At 68.9% G+C, this 19,417-nt stretch carries 14 protein-coding genes; 10 read left to right on the top strand and 4 right to left on the bottom strand.

Features of this window, described 5'->3' with window-relative positions; genetic code table 11:
* The first annotated feature begins 55 nt into the window (after positions 1 to 55).
* Positions 56 to 2,620 (top strand): fused MFS/spermidine synthase, encoded by a 2,565-nt coding sequence (locus CAL25_RS10885; protein WP_141217916.1) that lies wholly within the window; start codon positions 56 to 58, stop codon positions 2,618 to 2,620.
* Positions 2,617 to 3,762, top strand: coding sequence for a BamA/TamA family outer membrane protein (locus CAL25_RS10880; protein WP_212590896.1), 1,146 nt, complete (start codon positions 2,617 to 2,619; stop codon positions 3,760 to 3,762). Before CAL25_RS10885 ends, CAL25_RS10880 begins: the two co-directional genes overlap by 4 nt.
* A gap of 21 nt (positions 3,763 to 3,783) precedes the next feature.
* Here the strand turns inward: CAL25_RS10880 and CAL25_RS10875 are convergent, their stop codons facing one another.
* Complete coding sequence (locus tag CAL25_RS10875; RefSeq protein WP_094799974.1) at positions 3,784 to 4,689, bottom strand: LysR substrate-binding domain-containing protein; 906 nt, start codon at positions 4,687 to 4,689, stop codon at positions 3,784 to 3,786.
* 99 nt (positions 4,690 to 4,788) lie between these two features.
* On the opposite strand from CAL25_RS10875, the gene CAL25_RS10870 reads away from it, so the two are divergent.
* From CAL25_RS10870 to CAL25_RS10855, 4 genes are all read left to right on the top strand, one after another.
* Positions 4,789 to 8,295, top strand: coding sequence for an indolepyruvate ferredoxin oxidoreductase family protein (locus CAL25_RS10870; RefSeq protein ID WP_094799973.1), 3,507 nt, complete (start codon positions 4,789 to 4,791; stop codon positions 8,293 to 8,295).
* A 45-nt stretch (positions 8,296 to 8,340) separates the two neighbouring features.
* Positions 8,341 to 9,243: a LysR family transcriptional regulator gene (locus tag CAL25_RS10865; protein ID WP_094799972.1), complete on the top strand. Its 903-nt coding sequence runs from the start codon at positions 8,341 to 8,343 to the stop codon at positions 9,241 to 9,243.
* 232 nt (positions 9,244 to 9,475) lie between these two features.
* On the top strand, positions 9,476 to 10,456 hold the full coding sequence (locus tag CAL25_RS10860; protein WP_094799971.1) for a tripartite tricarboxylate transporter substrate binding protein: 981 nt from the start codon (positions 9,476 to 9,478) through the stop codon (positions 10,454 to 10,456).
* Positions 10,457 to 10,465: 9 nt separating this feature from the next.
* On the top strand, positions 10,466 to 12,439 hold the full coding sequence (locus CAL25_RS10855) for an aconitase family protein (RefSeq protein ID WP_094799970.1): 1,974 nt from the start codon (positions 10,466 to 10,468) through the stop codon (positions 12,437 to 12,439).
* Positions 12,440 to 12,447: 8 nt separating this feature from the next.
* Here CAL25_RS10855 and CAL25_RS10850 read toward each other — a convergent pair whose 3' ends face one another.
* Both CAL25_RS10850 and CAL25_RS10845 read right to left on the bottom strand, forming a co-directional pair.
* Positions 12,448 to 13,374: a LysR family transcriptional regulator gene (locus tag CAL25_RS10850; RefSeq protein ID WP_094799969.1), complete on the bottom strand. Its 927-nt coding sequence runs from the start codon at positions 13,372 to 13,374 to the stop codon at positions 12,448 to 12,450.
* Complete coding sequence (locus tag CAL25_RS10845) at positions 13,364 to 14,278, bottom strand: LysR family transcriptional regulator (protein WP_094799968.1); 915 nt, start codon at positions 14,276 to 14,278, stop codon at positions 13,364 to 13,366. The genes CAL25_RS10850 and CAL25_RS10845 overlap by 11 nt, the downstream gene beginning before the upstream one ends.
* Positions 14,279 to 14,531: 253 nt before the next feature.
* Between CAL25_RS10845 and CAL25_RS10840 the strand changes: the two genes are divergently transcribed.
* The 4 genes from CAL25_RS10840 to CAL25_RS10825 all read left to right on the top strand — a co-directional run bounded on the left by CAL25_RS10840 (position 14,532) and on the right by CAL25_RS10825 (position 16,859).
* Positions 14,532 to 15,296 carry an SDR family NAD(P)-dependent oxidoreductase gene (locus tag CAL25_RS10840; RefSeq protein WP_094799967.1) on the top strand — a complete coding sequence of 255 codons (765 nt, stop codon included), beginning with the start codon at positions 14,532 to 14,534 and terminating at the stop codon, positions 15,294 to 15,296.
* 103 nt (positions 15,297 to 15,399) lie between these two features.
* On the top strand, positions 15,400 to 16,002 hold the full coding sequence (locus tag CAL25_RS10835; protein ID WP_094799966.1) for a hypothetical protein: 603 nt from the start codon (positions 15,400 to 15,402) through the stop codon (positions 16,000 to 16,002).
* 179 nt (positions 16,003 to 16,181) lie between these two features.
* Complete coding sequence (locus tag CAL25_RS10830) at positions 16,182 to 16,424, top strand: hypothetical protein (protein ID WP_094799965.1); 243 nt, start codon at positions 16,182 to 16,184, stop codon at positions 16,422 to 16,424.
* Positions 16,425 to 16,478: 54 nt separating this feature from the next.
* Entirely contained in the window at positions 16,479 to 16,859 is a 381-nt protein-coding gene (locus CAL25_RS10825) for a hypothetical protein (protein ID WP_141217915.1), read from the top strand.
* A gap of 32 nt (positions 16,860 to 16,891) precedes the next feature.
* On the opposite strand, the gene CAL25_RS10820 is transcribed toward CAL25_RS10825, so the two are convergent.
* Positions 16,892 to 19,369 carry a TonB-dependent siderophore receptor gene (locus tag CAL25_RS10820; protein WP_170948461.1) on the bottom strand — a complete coding sequence of 826 codons (2,478 nt, stop codon included), beginning with the start codon at positions 19,367 to 19,369 and terminating at the stop codon, positions 16,892 to 16,894.
* Positions 19,370 to 19,417: the final 48 nt, after the last annotated feature.

Below are 19,417 nucleotides of genomic sequence, written 5' to 3'. Positions count from 1 at the left end.
ACCGGATGACCGCGGCGCGGCTTGCCGCGGTCATCGTTCAACAGAGGATGCGCCGATGCGCACGGCAACGATGGCGGGTGTGGCGAAGGTGCAGGCAGGGGAGCGCGTGCCGGGATTGGCCTGGCCCGCGGCGCTGCTGCTGGTCTCGGGCGCGGCCTCGCTGATCTATCAGATCCTCTGGATCAAGCAGTTATCGCTCATCGTGGGGGTGGAGGTGCATGCCATCGCCACCGCGGTGAGCGCCTTTTTCCTGGGCCTGGCGCTGGGCAGTTTTGCGCTGGGCCGTGTGTCCGGCCGGCTGTCGGACCGGGCCGGCGCGACGGTGGCCGGCACAGGTGGCCGTGCGCGCTGGCGGCGCGCGGCCGGCGGCCTCGGTCTCTATGCCGCGCTCGAAGCGGGCATCGCCATCCTCGGGCTGGGCGTGACGGCCGGGCTGGCGCGGGCCGCGCCGTGGTTTGCGGCCAACGAAGGCCCGCTGACGTGGCTGCTGCTGTTCCTGGCGGTGGGCGCCGCGCCGTTTCTGATGGGCGGCACCTTGCCGGCGCTGTTGCAGGCCGTGCGCGGACGCGCACCCGCCGCGCGCGCCGGCGGCACGCTCTACGCCGCCAACACGGCGGGCGCCATCGCGGGCGCGCTGCTGCCGGCATTCCTGCTGATTCCCGCGTTCGGGGTGTGGGGTACGGCCTGCGTGGCCGCCGGCCTCAACCTGCTCGCGGCGCTGGGCGCGCTGGCCCTGACCCGCACGCAGGCGTCGCCCGCCGCGCCAGCGCAGGCGGCCGAGCCGCTCTGCGCCGACGCGCGCTGGGCCATCGTGCTGTACGGCGTGGCCGGTGCGCTCGCGCTGGGCTACGAGATCGTGTGGTCGCAGATGATCGTGCCGTTCATGAGCACGCGCTCCTTCGCCTTCTCGGTGGTGCTCGCCGTGTATCTCGCCGGTCTCGCCGCCGGCGCCGCCGTGTATGCCCGCTGGCAGCCACGGAATCCATGGCGCGTGTTCGGTCTGCTGATCGCGCTGGCGGGCGCCGTCGCGCTCGCGGAAGCGGCCTTGCTCGGACGATGGCTGGTCCATGCGCAGAGCGTGGCCGAAGCCACCGTGCTGCGCGCGAGCGACAGCCGGCTGGCCGGGATGAGCGCACGCTTCGCCGTGGCGGCCGGGGCCGTGGTCCTGATTCCTACCTTTTTGCTCGGTGCGGCCTTTCCGGCGGTGCTGGCCATCGTGTCGCGTCAGGCGGGCGGCGAGGGCCGTGCCGCGGGCGCGGTGCTGGCCACCAACACGCTCGGCGGCATCGCCGGCACCTTGCTCACGGCCTTCGTGCTGCTGCCGGGCCTCGGCGTGGTGCGTACGCTCGCGCTACTGGCGCTGCTGGCCTGCGCGGTGGGCACCGTGGCGGTGTGGCGTGCGCCGGGCGCGCATCGCGCCGCGCGCGGCGGGGCGCTGGCGCTCGGCGCGGCCGTGCTCGTGCTCGGCGCCTGGCTGCCGCCCGACCATCTGGCGCGGCTGTTGCCCGGTGCGCAGGGCGCGGACCTCGTGTATTACCGCGAAGGGCATGGTGGCACGGTGGCGGTGGTGCAGCGCGGGGGGGGCGAACGGCGCTTCAGCCGCCTGTATATCCAGGGCGTGTCGAACTCGGGCGATGCCATGCCCTCGCTGCGTTACATGCGTCTGCAGGCGCTGCTGCCGCTCGTGATCCACAACGGCGAGCCGCGCTCGGCGCTGGTCATCGGCTACGGCACGGGCATCACGGCCGGCGCCTTGTCGCGCTATGCCGGCCTGCAGCGGCGGGTGGTGGCTGAGTTGCTGCCCGCCGTGGTCGACGCCGGGCCGATGTTCTCGGGCACCTACGGCGCGAGCCGGGATCCGGGGCTGGACATCCGGCTGCGCGATGGCCGCCGCGAGCTGCTGCGCAGCGCGGAGCGCTACGATCTCATCACGCTGGAGCCACCGCCGCCGTCGGCCGCCGGCGTGGTCAATCTCTATTCGCGCGACTTCTACGCGCTGGCCGCCAGCCGGCTGGAGCCGCAGGGCATCGTGGCGCAATGGCTGCCGCTGCCGACCCAAAACGTGGAAGACACGCAGGCGCTCGTGGCGAGCTTTCTGGATGTCTTTCCGCACGCCTCGCTCTGGACCACCGAGATGCACGAGATGCTGCTGGTCGGCTCGCTGCAACCCGTGACGCTGGACGTGGCCCGTATCGCGCAGCGCCTCGAGCAGCCGCTGGTGCAAAGCGCGCTGGCCGAGGTCGGCGTGGGCAGCCCGGCGGCATTGCTGGCGACCTGGGTGACCGGCCGCGAAGGGCTGGCGCGCTTTGCGGCCGACACGGCGCCCGTCACGGACGATCGGCCCGCCATCGAATATGCCGACTGGGTGCGGCCACGCGAGATCGCGCGCGCCTTGCCCGCACTGATGGCGCTGCGCGAGTCGCCGCCGCTGCAGGGCGGTGACACCGCGCTCGACGACGCCATGCGCCGCGAGCGCGTCACGCTGGATCTGTTCTACCGCAGCGCGCTGTCCGCCTATCGCGGCGACCGCGAAGCGTGGGCGCGCGACGCGGTGGCGCTGTCGCGCCAGGCGGGCGACAACCCTTACATAGCCTGGTTCCTGCGGGGGCAGTCGCGATGAGCTTGCCGCGGATGGGCCGCGGGCGGCGGCGGGCGGGCACGGCGTGGCTGCTGGCGGCGCTCGCGAGCGCCGGCGCTGGCGCCGAGGGCCTGTCGCTGCGCGACCCCGAGGACGGCGCTTTCGATGTGAGCGACTTTCTGCTGAACCACCGCGGCGTGATGCCGGTGCCGGCCATCATCACCGAGCCCGCGGTCGGCTACGGCGGCGCGCTGATGCTGCTGTACTTCTCCTCGTCGATGGCGGAGGCCGGTGCCGAGGCCAAGGCGCGCGGCGCCGGTCCCGCGCCGCCCAACATCACCGGCGTGGCCGGCATGATGACCGAGAACGGCTCGCGCGGCGGCGGCCTGTTTCATTTCCGCACCTGGGACGGCGATCGCTACCGCTACCTGGGCGCGCTGGCGCAAGGCCGCATGAACCTCGACTATTACGGGATCACCAACCAGGCCCGCAGCTACGAGATCAAGGGCACCTTCTTCATGCAGCAGCTGCTCGCGCGCATCGGCGACAGCCGCTGGTACGTGGGGCCGCGCTACACCTATATGCATTCCGACACGCGCTTCACCGGCGCGCGCGCCAGCGAGCTTTCCGGGGCGCAGCTCGACAAGCGCATCGGCAAGTTGGGCCTCGTGGTGGATTACGACAGCCGCGACAACATGTTCTTCCCGTCGCGCGGCAGCTATGCCGAGCTCGAGGCGCAGTGGGCACGCGGCTGGGTGGGCAGCGACCAGAATTTCGACAGCTACCGGCTCAAGGCCTACACCTGGCAGCCGGTGGCGCCGCGCTGGAATCTCGGCCTGCGCGCCGATGGCCAGACCACGAGCGGAACGGTGCCTTTCTATGCCCAGCCCTACATCGACCTGCGCGGCGTCTCGCGCGGGCGCTATCAGGATCGCAGCGTGCTCGTGGGCGAGGTGGAGCTGCGCTACAACCTCACGCCGCGCTGGTCGCTGCTGGGCTTTTCCGGCGTAGGCAAGGCCTATGGCAACTGGAAGAGCGCCAGCGAGGCTTCCAACGTGGTGAGCGTGGGGGCCGGCTTCCGCTACCTGATCGCGCGCAAGCTCGGGCTGTCGGTCGGCGTGGACGTGGCGCACAGCAAAGACCAAAACGCCTTTTACATCCAGGTGGGCAGCGCCTGGCGTTGACGCGCACGCCTCGTCGCGGCGCTACGCCCCGCAGGCGTAAATCATGAACTGCCTGAAGGCCTCCGCGGGCCGGCCGAGCGCCGCGCGCGGATGCCAGATGAGGCCCATCTCCATCGGCGGCACCGCGTCGGCCACCGGCAGCGCCTCGATCTTGCGGCCCTCGAGCGACCACGGGCGATAGACCATGTCCGACAGAATGGTCACGCCGAAGCCATGCGCCACCAGACCCCGCAGCGCCTCCATCGAGCGCGTGCGAAAGGCGATGTCGGGCCGCTGGCCGTGCGCCTGCCAGTAGGCGAGCGTCGAGCGTTCGCCCTCATCCACGTCGAGCAGGATGTACGGATGCCGCGCGACGTCGGCCAACGTGGGCGCGGCCAGGGCGGCGAGCGGATGGTCGACCGCGGTCCAGAGCTGGCGCCGCGAACGCACCAGCACCTGATGGCCGAAGCGCTCGCGCCGGCTCGTGTTCGACAGCAGGGCCAGGCCCAGCTCCATGTCGCCGTTCGCCACGGACTGCTCGATCTCGGGGCGGTCCATGTCCACCAGGTCCAGCACCACGTCGGGATAGCGCCGGCGAAAGCGCGCCAGCAGCTCGGGCAGAAAGTAGCCCAGCACCGTGTAGGAGGCCGCGATCCGCACCGAGCCCTTCAGCGCGTGGCGCTGAAAGCCGGGTTCGCGCAGCGCGTCGTCCAGCGTGTCGAGCACCTCGCGGGCGCGCTGATGAAACTGATGTCCCTCGGGCGTGAGCGTCACGCCGTGCGGATGCCGGTCGAACAGCCGCACGCCGAGCTGGGCCTCGAGCGCGAGCACGGCGTTGGTGATGGCCGACTGCGACACGTGCTCGTCGGCGGCGGCCATGGACAGGCGGCCGGTGCGGGCGGCGGCGGCGAAGTAGCGCAACTGGCGCAGGGTGACGTCCTTGCTCATGCGTTTTTCGGATACCTGGCAGCAGAAAATGTGAATATACGATAGCCGCGCGGATTCCTACACTGCCTCGAAACAGATCGGCAACGAGGAGACAACACCATGGATATGCCGCGATTTTCGGAACTGGACACCGTGCAGGCGCCGCAGGACCGCCTGTACCTGAGCGGCACGCAGGCGCTGGTGCGGCTGCCGCTGCTGCAGAAACAGCGCGATCTGGCGGCGGGGCTCGACACCGGCGGCTACATCTCCGGCTATCGCGGCTCGCCGCTGGGCGGGCTGGACATGGCCCTGTGGAAGTCCAAGGCCGATCTGGCCGCGCACGACGTGGTGTTTCAGCCGGGCCTGAACGAAGACCTCGCGGCCACCGCCGTGTGGGGCAGCCAGCAGGTGAACCTGTTTCCGGGCGGCACGCGCGATGGCGTGTTCGGCATGTGGTACGGCAAAGGCCCGGGGGTGGACCGCTCGATCGACGTCCTCAAGCATGCCAACTCGGCGGGCTCCGCCGCGCACGGCGGTGTGCTGCTGCTGGCGGGCGACGACCACGCGGCGAAGTCGTCGTCGGTGGCGCACCAGTCGGAGCATGTCCTGATCGCCGCCGGCATTCCCGTGCTGTATCCGGCCAACGTGCAGGAGTATCTCGACTACGGCCTGCATGGCTGGGCCATGAGCCGGTACACCGGCCTCTGGGTGGCGATGAAGTGCGTGACCGACGTGGTCGAGTCCAGCGCCTCGGTGTCGGTGTCGCCGGACCGGGTGTCGATCGTGCTGCCGGAGGGCGCCTTGCCCGAGGGCGGGCTGAACATCCGCTGGCCGGACTCGCCGCTGGCGCAGGAGGCGCGCCTGCTCGATCACAAGTGGTACGCGGCGCTGGCCTACGTGCGGGCCAACCGGCTCAACCGCATCGAGATCGACAGCCCGCGCGCGCGCTTCGGCATCATGACCGCCGGCAAGGCCTACCTCGATGTGCGCCAGGCCTTGCTCGACCTCGGGCTCGACGACGACGCCTGTCGGGCCATCGGGCTGCGGCTCATGAAAGTGGGCTGCATCTGGCCGCTCGACGCCCAGGATGCGCGTGCGTTCGCCACCGGCCTGGACGAGATCCTGGTCGTCGAGGAGAAGCGCCAGATCCTCGAATATGCGCTCAAGGAAGAGCTCTACAACTGGCGCGACGATGTGCGGCCGCGCGTCTACGGCAAGTTCGACGAGCGCGACAACGGCGGCGGGGAGTGGTCCACGCCGCGCGGAGACTGGCTCTTGCCCGGCCGCTACGAGCTCTCGCCGGCCCTGATCGCCCGCGCCATCGCCGCGCGCCTGGACAAGGCGGAGCTGCCGCCGGCGCTGCGCGCGCGCGTGGCGGCGCGCCTCGCCGTGATCGATGCCAAGGAGCGCGATGCCCGCTGGCCGCAGATGATCGAGGAGCGCAAGCCCTGGTTCTGCTCGGGCTGTCCGCACAACACCTCCACCCGCGTGCCCGAGGGCTCGCGCGCGGTGGCCGGCATCGGCTGCCATTACATGGCCATGTGGATGGACCGCAATACCGACACCTTCAGCCAGATGGGCGGGGAGGGCGTGGCGTGGCTGGGCCAGAAGGATTTCACGCAGGAGCAGCACATCTTCGCCAACCTGGGCGACGGGACGTACTTCCATTCCGGCATCCTGGCCATCCGGGCGGCCGTCGCGGCCGGCGCGCGGATCACGTACAAGATTCTCTATAACGACGCCGTGGCGATGACGGGCGGGCAGCCGGTCGACGGCACGCTGACGGTGCCGCAGATCGCGGCCCAGACGCTGGCCGAGGGCGTGGCGCAGGTGGTCGTGGTGACCGACGAACCCGACAAATACGCGGCCGGCCTGCTGCCGGCGGCGGTGACTGTGTACCCGCGCCAGGAGCTCGACGCGGTACAGCGCACGCTGCGCGATCTGGAAGGCACCACGGTGCTGATCTACGACCAGACCTGCGCCACCGAAAAGCGCCGCCGGCGCAAGCGCGGCACCTATCCCGACCCGGCGCGCCGCGCCTTCATCAACGAGGCCGTGTGCGAAGGCTGCGGTGATTGTTCGAGCAAGTCGAACTGCCTGTCGGTCGAGCCCATCGACACCCCGCTGGGCGTCAAGCGGCGGATCAACCAGTCGTCGTGCAACAAAGACTTCTCCTGCGTGGAGGGATTCTGCCCGAGCTTCGTGATGGCCGAGGGCGCGACGCCGCGCAAACCGCAGGCCCCGTCACGCGCCACGCCGCTGGCGGAGCCGCCGCTTGCCGAGCCGGCGCGTCTAGCCGGCGGGCAGGGCTATCGCATCGTGGTGGCGGGCGTGGGCGGGACCGGTGTGGTCACGATCGGCGCCTTGCTCGGCGCCGCCGCGCACGCCGAAGGCAAGGGCGTGACGGCGCTCGACATGGCGGGCCTCGCGCAGAAAGGCGGCGCCGTGCTGAGCCACGTGCAGATCGCGGCGCGGCCGCAGGACCTGCATGCCACCCGCGTGGCGCTCGGCGAGGCCGACCTGGTCATCGGCTGCGACGCGCTCGTCGCGGCGTCGCCGGAGGTGCTCTCGCGCATCCGGCCCGACGGCGCGCGCGCCGTGGTCAATCGCACCGCGGCGCCGACGGCGGCCTTCCTGTCCGATCCCGACTGGCGCTTCCCGGGCGCGAGCGCCGAGCAGGCGCTGGCCCAGGCCACCGACGGCCAGTGCGAGTGGCTCGACGCCGGCGGACTCGCCGAGGCCTTGCTGGGCGACGCGATCTACGCCAATCCCATGCTGCTCGGCTTTGCCTGGCAGCGCGGCGCGCTGCCGCTGGCCCTCGAGAGCCTGCGCGACGCGGTCCGGCGCAGCGGCGTATCGGTCGAAAAGAACCTCGCCGCGCTCGAGCTCGGCCGACAGGCCGCACACCACGGCCCGGACGCGCTGCTGCCGCGCCGCGAGACCGTAGTGGCGCTGCCGGAGGGCATCGACGCGCTCGTGCGCCGTCAGGCGGCGCATCTGCGCGACTACCAGGACGACGCGCTGGCGAACCGCTATCTGGCCGCGCTACAGGCGCTGCGGGCACGCGAATCCGCGCTCTCGATGGCGGCGCTGCCGCTCACGCGCGTGGTGGCGGTGCAACTGGCCCGGCTGCTGGCCTACAAGGACGAGTACGAGGTGGCACGTCTGCATCTGCATCCGGATTTCGAGGCTCGGCTGCGGGCGCAGTTCGCCGGCGAGCCCGGCCGGGACTATCGCGTGCGCTACTACCTCGCGCCGCCCGTGCTCGGTCTGCGCGACGCTGATGGCAAGCCGCGCAAGCGCGCGTTCGGCCCGTGGGTGAAATGGGTGTTCCGCGCGCTCGCCCCGCTCAAGCGCGTGCGCGGGACGGCGCTGGATCTGTTCGGCTACACGGCGGAGCGGCGCATGGAGCGGGCGCTCGCGGCCGAATACCTCGAGCTGGTGGACGAGTTCGCCCGCACGCTCACTGCCGGCAACCACGCGCAGGCAGTGGACCTGGCGCGCCAGGCCGAGGAGATCCGCGGCTACGGGCATGTGAAGGAACGCAATGTCGAGCGCGTGCGGGCGCGGCGCGACGCATTGCTGGCGGCGTACCGCGGCGCGGCGCCCGCGCGCCTGGCGGCGTGATCCGGGGGCCGGGGCGCGGCGGCCCGCTGTAGTACGCTCTGCCTCATGGAAAACCTGCTTCGCCGCCTCGATTTCACGACGCTGCGGCTCTTTGTGGCCGTGTGCCAGGAGAACAGCATCGCGCGCGCCGCCGAGCGCGAGTTCATCGCGCCTTCGGCGGTGAGCCGGCGGCTGGCCGAGATGGAGGCGCTGGTGGGCCTGCCTTTGATGCGGCGCCATGCCCGCGGCGTAACCGTGACGCCGGCCGGACAGACGGTCCTGCAGCACGCGCAGCGCATCATCGGCAATGTCGAGGCGATGGGCGCCGAACTCTCGCGCCTGTACAGCGGGGTGCAGGGGCACGTGCGCGTGGTCGCCAATCTGTCGGCCATCGTGCAGTTCCTGCCCGAAGACATCGCGGCGTTCCAGCGGCTGTTTCCGGATGTGGACATCGACATCGAAGAGCAGCACAGCCCCGACGTGCTGCGTTGCGTGCGCGAACGCAGCGCCGATTTCGGCATCTGCAATCGCATCGCGGGAACGCAGGCCTTGCAGCTCACGCCGTATCGGCGCGACCGGCTGGCCGTGATGCTGCCGTCGGGGCATCCTCGCGCCGGGCAGCGCCAGTTTCATTTCGAAGAGCTGGTCGGCGAGACCTTCGTCGGCCTGCGCGAGAATAGCGCGCTGACGCAGCTGCTGGCCGCCCATGCCGAAGGCATGGAAACGCGGCTCGCCGTGAAGATCCGCGTCGCGAGCCTGGACGCGCTGTGCCGCATGGCGCATGCGGGCCTGGGGATCGCGATCATGCCGCAGCAGGTGGCCGAGCTGTACGTGCAGGCGCTGGACGTGGTGGTGCGGCCGCTGGCCGACCCCTGGGCCCAGCGCGAGATCTGCATCGTGTCCGTGCCCGAAGCTCCGCTCTCGGCCAGCGCGTCGGCGCTGGTGCGGTTCCTGGGGCAGATGCCTTAGCGGCCCGGTGCGGCGGGCACCGGGCGTCCGGCAGCGGGCTTCCGGGTACCCGGCCGTGGCCCGCAGCGGTGCGCGCGGCACGCCGGCGCCCCCGCCACACCCCAGCCATCTCGTTTGGCGATGGCCGCCATGCCCAGACGGTACTTCGGCGGGCCGCGGGTCCTCCTTATAGTCAAGGCGCGTTTTGCGCCAAGGCGGAGCAACAGACTCCGCTCAGACATGAGGAGACACCATGAAGATCACATCATCCCTGGCCGCCTGTGCGCTGGGCGCGGCGGCCTTGCTGTCGGCGGGCGCCATGCCCGCTGCCGCCGCCGGCTATCCCGACCGTCCGATCCGGCTCATCGTGCCGACCTCGCCGGGCTCCACCGCCGACGTGGTCGCCCGCGTCGTGGCCGACAAGCTCGGCCAGGTGCTAGCCCAGCCTCTCATCGTGGAGAATCTGGCGGGCGCCGCCGGCATCCCGGGCACCCGGCAACTGGTGTCGGCCAAGCCCGATGGCTACACCCTGGCGATGGTGTCGTCCAATCACGCCATCAATCCCAGCCTGTACAAGAGCATGCCGTACGACACGGTGCGGGATGTCACGCCGCTGGCCATCATCGGCACCACGCCGCTGGTGGTCGTGGTGGCCGAGAATTCCCCGTATCGCGACATCGGGGCGCTGCTCGCCGCCGCCCGCGCGCAGCCCGGCCGGATCAACTACGGCTCGTCGGGCACGGGCAGCGTGCTGCACCTCGCGGGCGAACTGCTCAAGTCCAAGGCCAGCGTGGACATGGTGCACATCCCGTATCGCGGCGGCAATGCGCTGATCACGGACGTGATGTCCGGCCAGATCCAGACCGCCTTTCTTGCCGTGCCCTCGGTGCTGGCGCAGATCCAGGCGGGCAAGCTGCGCGCGCTGGCCGTGAGTACGCCCAAGCGCCTCGCGGTGTTGCCCGACGTGCCCACGCTCGCCGAAGCGGGCGTCAAGGACTACGCCTACGACGCCTGGATATCGCTGATCGGCCCCGCGGGCATGCCGGCCGAGCTGGTGCAGAAGATCCAGACCGCCACGCAGCAGGCCATGGCCGATGCGCAGCTGCGCAAGACCCTCGATCCGCAGGGATTCGTGTCGCTGGGCGGCGACAGCGCGCAGGCCGCCACGCTGCTGAAAGACGAAATCGCAAAAACCCAGAGCCTGGTCAGCGCGGCCGGGCTGACGCCTGAATGAACCCTCGCCATGCCTGAGTCTTTCCTGAAGGGCGCGCCGGCGCGCCTGCTGTTCCTGTCCAACGATGCCGCTTGCGTGCGCGCGCAATTGGGCGGCGCCCGGCTGTCGGCCGCCGAGACAGCGCCGCTGCGCGATGACGTGTCCACCGACGAGATCACGCCGGTGCCCATTCTCACGCACTTCGACGACAAGCTCGGGCGCTATCCCTACACCGGCTTCGTGGCCGGCGGCGAGCGTCCGATCGGCGCGGGCGATCTGCTGGCATCCGGGATCAATGTCGTGGTGGCGGGCAGGCGCTACGGCAAGGGCTCGTCGCGCGAACACAGCCCGATGGCCGAGAAGCTGGCCGGCGTGCGGCTGGTGATCGCGGAAAGCTTCGAACGCATCTACCGGCAGAATGCCGACAACATCGGGCTATTTACCAGCACCGACCTGAGTCTGCCCGAACGCCTGCAGCGGGGCGAGACGGTGACGGTCGACGAGCTGGTCGCGGGCCGCGATGCGCTGGCGGCCTCCATTTTGCGGGCCGGTGGCCTGCTGGCCTTCGGCGAAGCGCATCTGCGCGAGCGCGTCGACGCGCGCGACACGGCACCCCCCGGCCCGCTCACCCTGTTCGAGAAAATCGTGCGCCGGCACCTGCTGCCCACCCCGGTCACGCCGGCGGATCCGCGACAAGGGGAGGGCGTGTTCCTGCGCTCGGATTGGCGCTTCATCCACGAGTACTACACCGGCATGGCCGCGCACATGCTGCATGCGCGCTTCGGCAGACCGCTCGCGCTGGTCGACCCCGAGCGGATCGTGGTGTTCGAAGACCACACCTCCTACGTCGAAGAAAGCCCCAACCACGTGCGCGGCGGCATCGTGCCGAACGTGCGCGCCATGTGCCAGGCGCAGCGCGACTTCGTGGCGAATTATGGGCTGCGCCAGCACCGCACGCTGACCGACGCCGAAGCCGTGACGCAGGGGCAGGGCAACGTCGCCGGCATCTCGCACGCCATGATGGCCGAACACTACGCCCTGCCAGGGCAGGTCGTGGTCGGCACCGACTCGCACACGCCGCACAGCGGCGCGCTGGGTTGCGTCGCGTTCGGCGTCGGCACCACCGACATGGCCAACGCCTTCGTCACGGGTGCCGTGCGCCTCACGCTGCCCGCCAGTCTGCGCATCGAGCTCGATGGCGCGCTGGCGCCGGGCGTCACGGCCAAGGACATCGTGCTGCATCTGCTGGCGTTGCCCGAGATCCGCGCGGGCGCCGGCGTGGGCAAAGTGTTCGAGTTCGCCGGGCCGGCCGTGGCCGCGCTGTCGATCGACGAGCGTGCCACGCTCACGAACATGGTCGCCGAGCTGGGCGGGCTTACCGGCATCGTCGCGCCCGACGCACAGACGCAGCAATTCCTGCGCGAGCGCCGCGGCGTCGCGTTCGACATCGAGCCCTGGATGCAGAGCGATCCCGGCGCGTCGTATGCGGCCACGCTGCACGTCGACTGCGCGGCGCTCACACCGTGGGTCGCCGCCCCCGGCGACCCGGGCAACGGCATGCCGCTGGGCGCGCTGCGCGAGCGGCCCCGCATCGACATCGCCTACGGCGGCTCATGCACGGCGGGCAAGCGCGAAGACTTCGACCACTACCACGAGGTGCTCGCCTGGGCGCTGTCACGCGGGCTCGCGCTGGCCCCCGGCGTGTCGCTCTTCCTGCAGTACGGCACCACCGCGGTCCGCGATTACTGCGCCGAACGCGGCTACGACAAGACCTTCGCCGCCATCGGCGCACGGATCCTGCAACCCTCGTGCGGCGCCTGTGCCAACTGCGGACCGGGCTCGTCCACCGACGCCGGCCAGGTCACCGTGAGCGCCATCAACCGAAATTTCCCCGGCCGCTCGGGCCCAGGCTCGGTCTGGCTCGCCAGCCCGCCCACCGTCATGGCGAGCGCGCTCGCGGGAGAGCTGGTGTCGTTCGAGGAGCTGCGGGCGAGGGCGGGTTAAGAGGGCGCTTAGCGAACGCTGCGCTGCCGCCTTGGCGGTTTGGCAGGCGGATAGCGCAGCGCCTCGATCACCAGCGATAGCGCGGGCGGCAGTTGGCGCCGCTGCGTGAAAAAGAGGTGCAAACCCGGGAAGGTGGGCCACCAGTCGTCCAGCACCGGCATCAGACTGCCGCTTTGCAAGTGGGGCAATGCAAGTGCCTCCGGCATATAGGCCAGGCCGTGACCTGCGAGCGCCGCCTGGACCACCGGCCCGATGCAATTGAACGTCCAGGCGCCTGCGACGCGTACCTGCAGGTTGCGCTTGCCCTTCTTGAGCTCCCAGGCATACACGCCACCGCCCTGGGAGAATCGCATATTGATGCAGGCATGCGTGGTCAGGTCGGATGGCGTCTTGGGCGACGTGCGTCCGTGCAGGTAAGAGGGCGCTGCCACGATGATCATGCGGACGTCGGGTGAGATGCGCACGGCCGTCATATCCCGGGACACCTGGTCGCCGAAACGCACGCCCGCGTCGAAACGCTCGGCCACGATGTCCGTGAGCTCGGGTTCGATCGCCAGCTCGATCTTCAAGTCGGGATGCTGCGGCTGCAACGCGGACAGCCGTGGCCAGAGCACCATGTTCGCCGCGAAATCGGAGGTGGTGATGCGTACCGTGCCGCCGGCTTTGCCGCGCAAGGCTTCGAAGTCGGCCAGCGCATGCCCGATCGCCGCGTAGCGCGGCGCCACCTTCTGTATCAGGCGCTCGCCGGCCTCGGTCGGTGAGACACTGCGGGTGGTGCGTGCCAGCAGGCGCAGTTCCAGCCTGGCTTCGAGGGCGCGTATCGTGTGGCTCAACGCCGACTGTGACACGCCCAGCAGGGCTGCCGCGCGAGTGAAGCTGCGCTCTCGTGCCACCGTGAGAAACGCGTCGATGCCGCGCAGCGGGTCAGCGGACATGGCGCTTTTCCTCGGGCCGGAAACGCAGCGCATCGATCAGCAATGTCATCGCGCGGGAGGGCTGGCGACGGTTGGGATAGTAAAGATGAAATCCGGGCCAGACGGGACACCAGTCTTCGAGCACGGAAACGAGCTCGCCCTTGGCCAGCGCGGCGCTGACCAGATCTTGCGGCAAGTACGCCAGGCCGAAACCCGCCTTGGCGGCATCCAGGATGTCGTAGGCGTTGTTGAAGACGACCGAGCCGTCGACCCGCGCATTCACGGTGCGTTTGCCCTTCGCGAACTCCCACTCATAGAGGCCACCGTGGGTGGAAACGCGCAGATTGATGCAGGCGTGGTCGGTGAGGTCGCTCGGTGACCTGGGTTTCTGGCGCCCGGAAAAATAGCGCTTTGACCCGACCACCGTGTTGCGCACGTCCGGGCCGATGCGTACCGAGATCATGTCTTGCGCCAGCTCCTGGCCGAACCGCACGCCCGCGTCATAGCCGCGCGCCACGATATCCACGCGTTCGTACTCGTTATTCAACTCGACCCTGATCTTCGGGTATTTGGGGAGAAATACCGCCAGCTTGGGCCAAAGGGTGCTGCGGATAGCGTAGTCGATCGCGGTGATCCGGATCGTGCCCATGGGCTCGTCACGAAGCTCGGCCAGAGACTGGATCTCGGCCTCTATCTCGTCAAACTCGGGCGCCACGCGTTGGAACAGGATAAGTCCTGCCTCGGTGCATGACACTCCCCGCGGACTGCGTGAGAGCAAGGTCACGCCCAGCCGGTCTTCCAGTGCCCGCACGGTGTAGCTCAGGGCCGGTTGCGTCAGGCGAAGCTGTGCCGCGGCGCGGGTAAAGCTTCCGGCTCGCGCGACGGCGACGAAGGCCCTCAGATCGCTGTAGGAGTCGCGCGGCATTGATGAAACCTCGTTATGTGCTGACTGCCATTTTACGGATAAACGGGTAGAAAGATGGCGCACACCTTCGTCGCAATATATGACTCATATCTATCGTGATATGCGAATTAATGAGTCTGTTCGATGTTGGCGGGCCTGGATAAAGTGCGGGTGAATCAGTCTCCCAGGGGCGACCGGCCGGCGCCAGACCGCTTGCCGCGCTTGCCCCGACCGCTAGCGCGCACGCCGCGCCGTTCACAAGGAATCCCACATCATGAACATCTCATTCGACAATCAGGTCGCGCTCGTAACCGGAGCCGCGTCCGGCATCGGCCTGGCCACGGCACACGCGTTCGCGCAGGCCGGAGCCTCGGTGGCACTGGCGGACGCCAATGCGGCTGCCGTTCACGCGGCCGCCGACGCGCTGGAGAAGGCTGGCCATCGCGTCCTTGCAATCCACTGCGACGTGGCGAACGTGAGCGATGTCCAGACCATGGTGCGTGACACGGTGGCGGCGTTCGGCAGGCTGGATGTCGCATTCAACAATGCCGGCATCCAGAACGTGCTCGCTGAGACCGCGGATGCCACCCTGGACGACTTCGACCGGGTCAATGGCGTGAACCTGCGTGGCCTGTGGGCCTGCATGAAGTACGAGCTGTTGCAGATGCGGGAGCAGGGAAGCGGCGCCATCGTGAACTGCTCGTCGCTTGGCGGGCTGGTTGGCGGAGCCGAGCGCGGCACCTATCACGCCGCCAAACACGGCGTCCTCGGTCTGACCAAGAGCGCGGCGCTCGAGTATGCCACGCGGGGCATCCGCATCAATGCGGTCTGCCCGGGCCTGATCTGGACGCCGATGGCGCAACAGATGGCGGACGCAGGGCAGAAGGAAGCCCTGGCGGCCATGGTGGAAAGCATCCCCATGCGCAGGCACGGCCGCGCAGACGAGATTGCCGACGCCGTACTCTGGCTGAGCAGCGCCGCAGCCAGTTACGTTACGGGGCAGTCGGTCTCGGTGGACGGCGGCTTCATCATGCGCTGAGGGGTTATGCGCGCGAGTCACGTCAGATCTCGTAGCATTTTTTAGGGGACGGCTTACAGCTCCAATCGCATAATCCCGGGCGCTACTTACCTAGGATGTCATTTTGAAGTTGAAAGCCGCTTTCCTGATTTCTGCCCTTGTCTTCGCCACGGCATCGCCCGTGCAGGCCCAGGGCCCGCGCTCCGTGGATGCACGAACCTTCGATGTTGCCGGCGTCAAGACCGGCATGGACTTCGACGAAGCCCTTGCCGCGGCCGCCCAGCATTTCAAGGTCTCGAAGAAAGACATTCGCATCGGCTACGCCGCGCTCGACCCGGTGAACAACGTCAAGCGGCCGATGAACTTCAGCTTCAAGCAGGACGGCGTCGAACTGCTGGTGCACTTCGAGCCGCGCGTGCCGGTGGACAAGCAGCGCCCGCTGGCGGTGTCCCAGATCCGCTACGAGATGCCCTGGACGCCGGCCAACAAGAGCGCCATGGCCGAGGCCGTGATCGCCAAGTACGGCCGCCAGTCGAATTACCCCAATGACCTGAATCTCGAGTGGTGCCTGAAGGCCAGCACGAATCCCGGCATGGGCTGCTCGCCCGACCAGACCCAGGCGGTCCTCAAGTACAGCGGCGTGAGCATCCAGCTCAACGATCCCGCGTGGATGCACGCGCGGATCGCGTATATGGATCAAACCCGCAGCCGCAAGCCGAGCTTCTGAGGACGCCGTCTGCCCGCGCCGGTGTCGGTCGCGGGCGGATGGGGCAGGACCGATGGGTCAGTGCCGACCGGGCAGCGCCAGGCGGCGCTGACGCAGACCCCGCATTGCGAGTATGGTGAGGGCTGAGGGCGCCGATCGTCGGGCCCAATGCCCGTGCGCCGCCCCGGATCATCCACACCATGAAGAACCTTCATTCAGCCCTGCGACTCCTGCTTGCCGCCATCGCCTGCGCGTCGATCACGGCCTGCGCGGATCAGCGCACGCGCTCGTCGAGCGTGGATTACCGCAGCCCGTCGCCTTCGGCGCAACAGCGTTCGCCCGATAGCTCTGGGCAACGCCTGACCATCGAGTCCGGCGAAGGCGAAAAGCTCAATCTGCCCTGGTTCGTGCAGGACACGCAGGACTGGGTCAACAGCCATTGACGCGCGCCGCAGGGCGCGCGCCTGTTTCACACCGACGACATCACTCGCTCAACGATGAAGAAACTTCTGATTGGATTGTTGCCCTGCCTGCTGCTCGCGGGTTGCCTGAATACCAACAAGCAGGTCAAGCTGGTGCCGTCGCCCGACGGGCAGTATCACGCGCAGATCCGCGAGTGTCAGGTACGCGGGTCGCTCACGCCTGAAACCCGCTTCGAAGTGATCGTCACGCGTTCCGATGCGGACGAGCAGTGTTATTCGGCGATGCCGCCGGTGCTTTTCATGTTCCTGAGCCCCCGGCCCGTCGAGCAGCTGCAGCTCGATTGGGTCTCGAACACCGAGCTGCGCGTGCGCCACGCGCAGCCCTCGTACTGGCCGCCGTCGGTGCAAACTGACCGCAAGGGCCCGGTCACGGTCACGTTCGATCCGCCGCGCTAGCGCATGCCCGCGCGCACACCGCGGGCCCTGCGTCAGAAGGTGCCGCGCACCGTCAGGGTGGCACTGCGCGGCTCGCCGTAGAAGCTGCCCCAGCCGGGTGCGCCGATGGTCTGGTAGTAGGTCTTGTCGAACAGGTTGTTCACGTTCAGCGCGGCCGACCAGTTCTTGTTGATCTGGTAGCCGACCCGCGCGTTCCAGACGGCGTAGGGAGCCTGCGAGACGCGCACCGATCGCGTCTCGGTGTAGCTGCCGGTCTGGTAGTTCACGCCGCCGCCCAGGGTCCAGGCCGACCATTCTCCCGGCAGCCGGTAGTCCGACCACAGGCGGAAGATGTGTTTGGGCGTCATGGTGCGGCCGAAGTTGGTGCTCGACACCTCGGTGTCGTTCAGGAACTTGAGCGTGTTGAACGTGTACCCCGCGAACAGCTGCCAGCCGCGCGCGATCTCGCCGCTGATCTCGGCGTCGAAGCCCTGGCTGCGCACCTTGCCGCTCGACACATAGCAGATATCGCCTACCGTGCAGGTGCTGGTGAGGTCCTGCTGCGCGCGATTCTTCTGATCGATGCGGAACACGGCGAACGAAGTATTGAGCCGGCCGTCGAGCAGCTCGCCCTTGATGCCGGCTTCGTAGTTCTTGCCCACGATGGGATCGAGCAGCTGACCCGAGGCATCCAGCGAGTTCTGCGGTTCGAAGATCTCTGCAAAGCTCAGATACCCGGACCACTGCGGGTTGAACGCATAGATCAGGCCGCCGTAGGGCGTGACGACACCGTTCTCCTTGTACGGGTCGGTGTACGCCGCGCCGCCGTCACGGTAGCGGCCGGTGTTCTCGTACCAGCTCACGCGCGCGCCGGCCACCAGGGTCAGCGGGTCGGCCAGGCTGAATCGGCCCACGCCGTACACGCCGGTCTGCTTCATCTTGATGATGGTGGCGGCGCCGCGGTAGGCGTTCTCGCGCAGCCAGTCGTCGGAGGGCTCGGGCACGTGGTGGTCCGGATCCCAGACATTCACCGCGCGATTCAGGCGGGCGGTCGCGAAGTCGTTCTTGCTCGTGAGCTCGTTGATGCTGGCGCCCACGCTGATCGAATGCTTGCGGCCCAGGGCCTCGAACGCGCCGTCCACATCGAGATTGAGCGCCTTGTTGTGGGTGGAGAAGTCGAAGATCCCCGCGTACATCGTGGGGCCGAGCCGCGTGATCGGGTTGACCGCGCCTTCGGTGAACGCATACTTCGAGTCGTTCGATTCCTGGGTGGACGTGCCGGTGAGGCGTAGCGACCAATCATCGTTGAAGCGGTGCGCCAGTTCCGCGAAAGCGGTCGTCTGCTTGCCGTTCCAGCGGTTCCAGTCCTGCGAGAGCGAGGTCGACCGCTTCAGGCCGATATCGTCGCCGTTCACATAGTGCGGAAGGCCGTGGAAAAACGGCGTGGAGCGCAGCTCTTCATAGCTCACGCCACCCGTCAGGGTGGTGGACGGACTCAGGTCGTAGCTCAGCACGCCATACAGCACGCCGGTGCGGCTCTTCGCGGCATCGTAGAAATAGTCGCGATCGTTGTAGCTCACCACGCCGCGGCCCCGCAGCGAGCCGGACTCGTTGAGCGGACCGGTCGCGTCGATGTCGGCGCGATAGTTGTTCCATGATCCGCCGCTGGCCATCACCTCGAGCTGGTTTTCGGCGAGCGGACGCTTGCGCACCAGATTGACCGCGGCACTGGGCGAACCCGCGCCCTGCAACAGGCCGGTGGCGCCGCGGATGATCTCCACGCGATCCAGGATGACGGTGCTGCTCGTGAAACTGTTGGCCTGCGGGTAGTAGAAGGCGCGGTTCACGCCATCGAACTGATAGCTGTCGACGCGAAAGCCACGCGAGAAGACGTAGTTGCCGCCCATCGGACTCTTGTACAGCGTCATGCCGGTGCTGTTGGCGAGCACGTCGTCGAGCGAGTTGGCATTCTGGTCGTCCATGCGCTGGCGCGTCACCACCGTGACCGACTGCGGGATCTCCTTCAGGGTCTGCTGGCCCTTGCCGATGGTGACGACATTGCTGGTGTAGCTGCCCGAGCCTTCGGTCGCGGCCGTGTCCAGGCGGCCCGTCACGGTCACGGGCGCCAGGATCGAGGCGCCGTCCTGCGGCACGCGGCGCAGGTGGTAGCCCTCGCCGTTGGCATTGGCGACGGCCTGCAATCCGGTGCCCGCCAGCAAACGCGCCAGCCCTTGCTCGGCCGTGTAGCGGCCCGACAGGCCCTGGGTCATGACGCCGCGGGTGAGGGCGGGCGACGCGGCCACGGTCACCTGCGCAGCGACGCCGAACTGGCCCAGCGCCTCATCGAGCGGCGCGGGCGCGATCGCGAAGGGAATGCCTTGCGCAGCGGCGGGCTGCGCCCAGCTCGGGGCGGGCGCGGCAAGCGGCACGATGGCCGCCAGCGCGATCCGCACGGCGAGGTGCAGGCGCGCGGGGCGCATCCCGGGAGCCGACGACGCGGCGGGAGAAGAGGGCGAATGGCGAGCGGCCATGACTGGAGTTCCTGGGGTTCGACGAATGAGTGGGTCAGACCGCGGGCG

Source organism: Bordetella genomosp. 5, assembly GCF_002261315.1.
Taxonomy (GTDB): domain Bacteria; phylum Pseudomonadota; class Gammaproteobacteria; order Burkholderiales; family Burkholderiaceae_B; genus Bordetella.
Note: the sequence above shows the minus strand (reverse complement) of the source record. Positions and strands in the feature narration are given on the sequence as shown.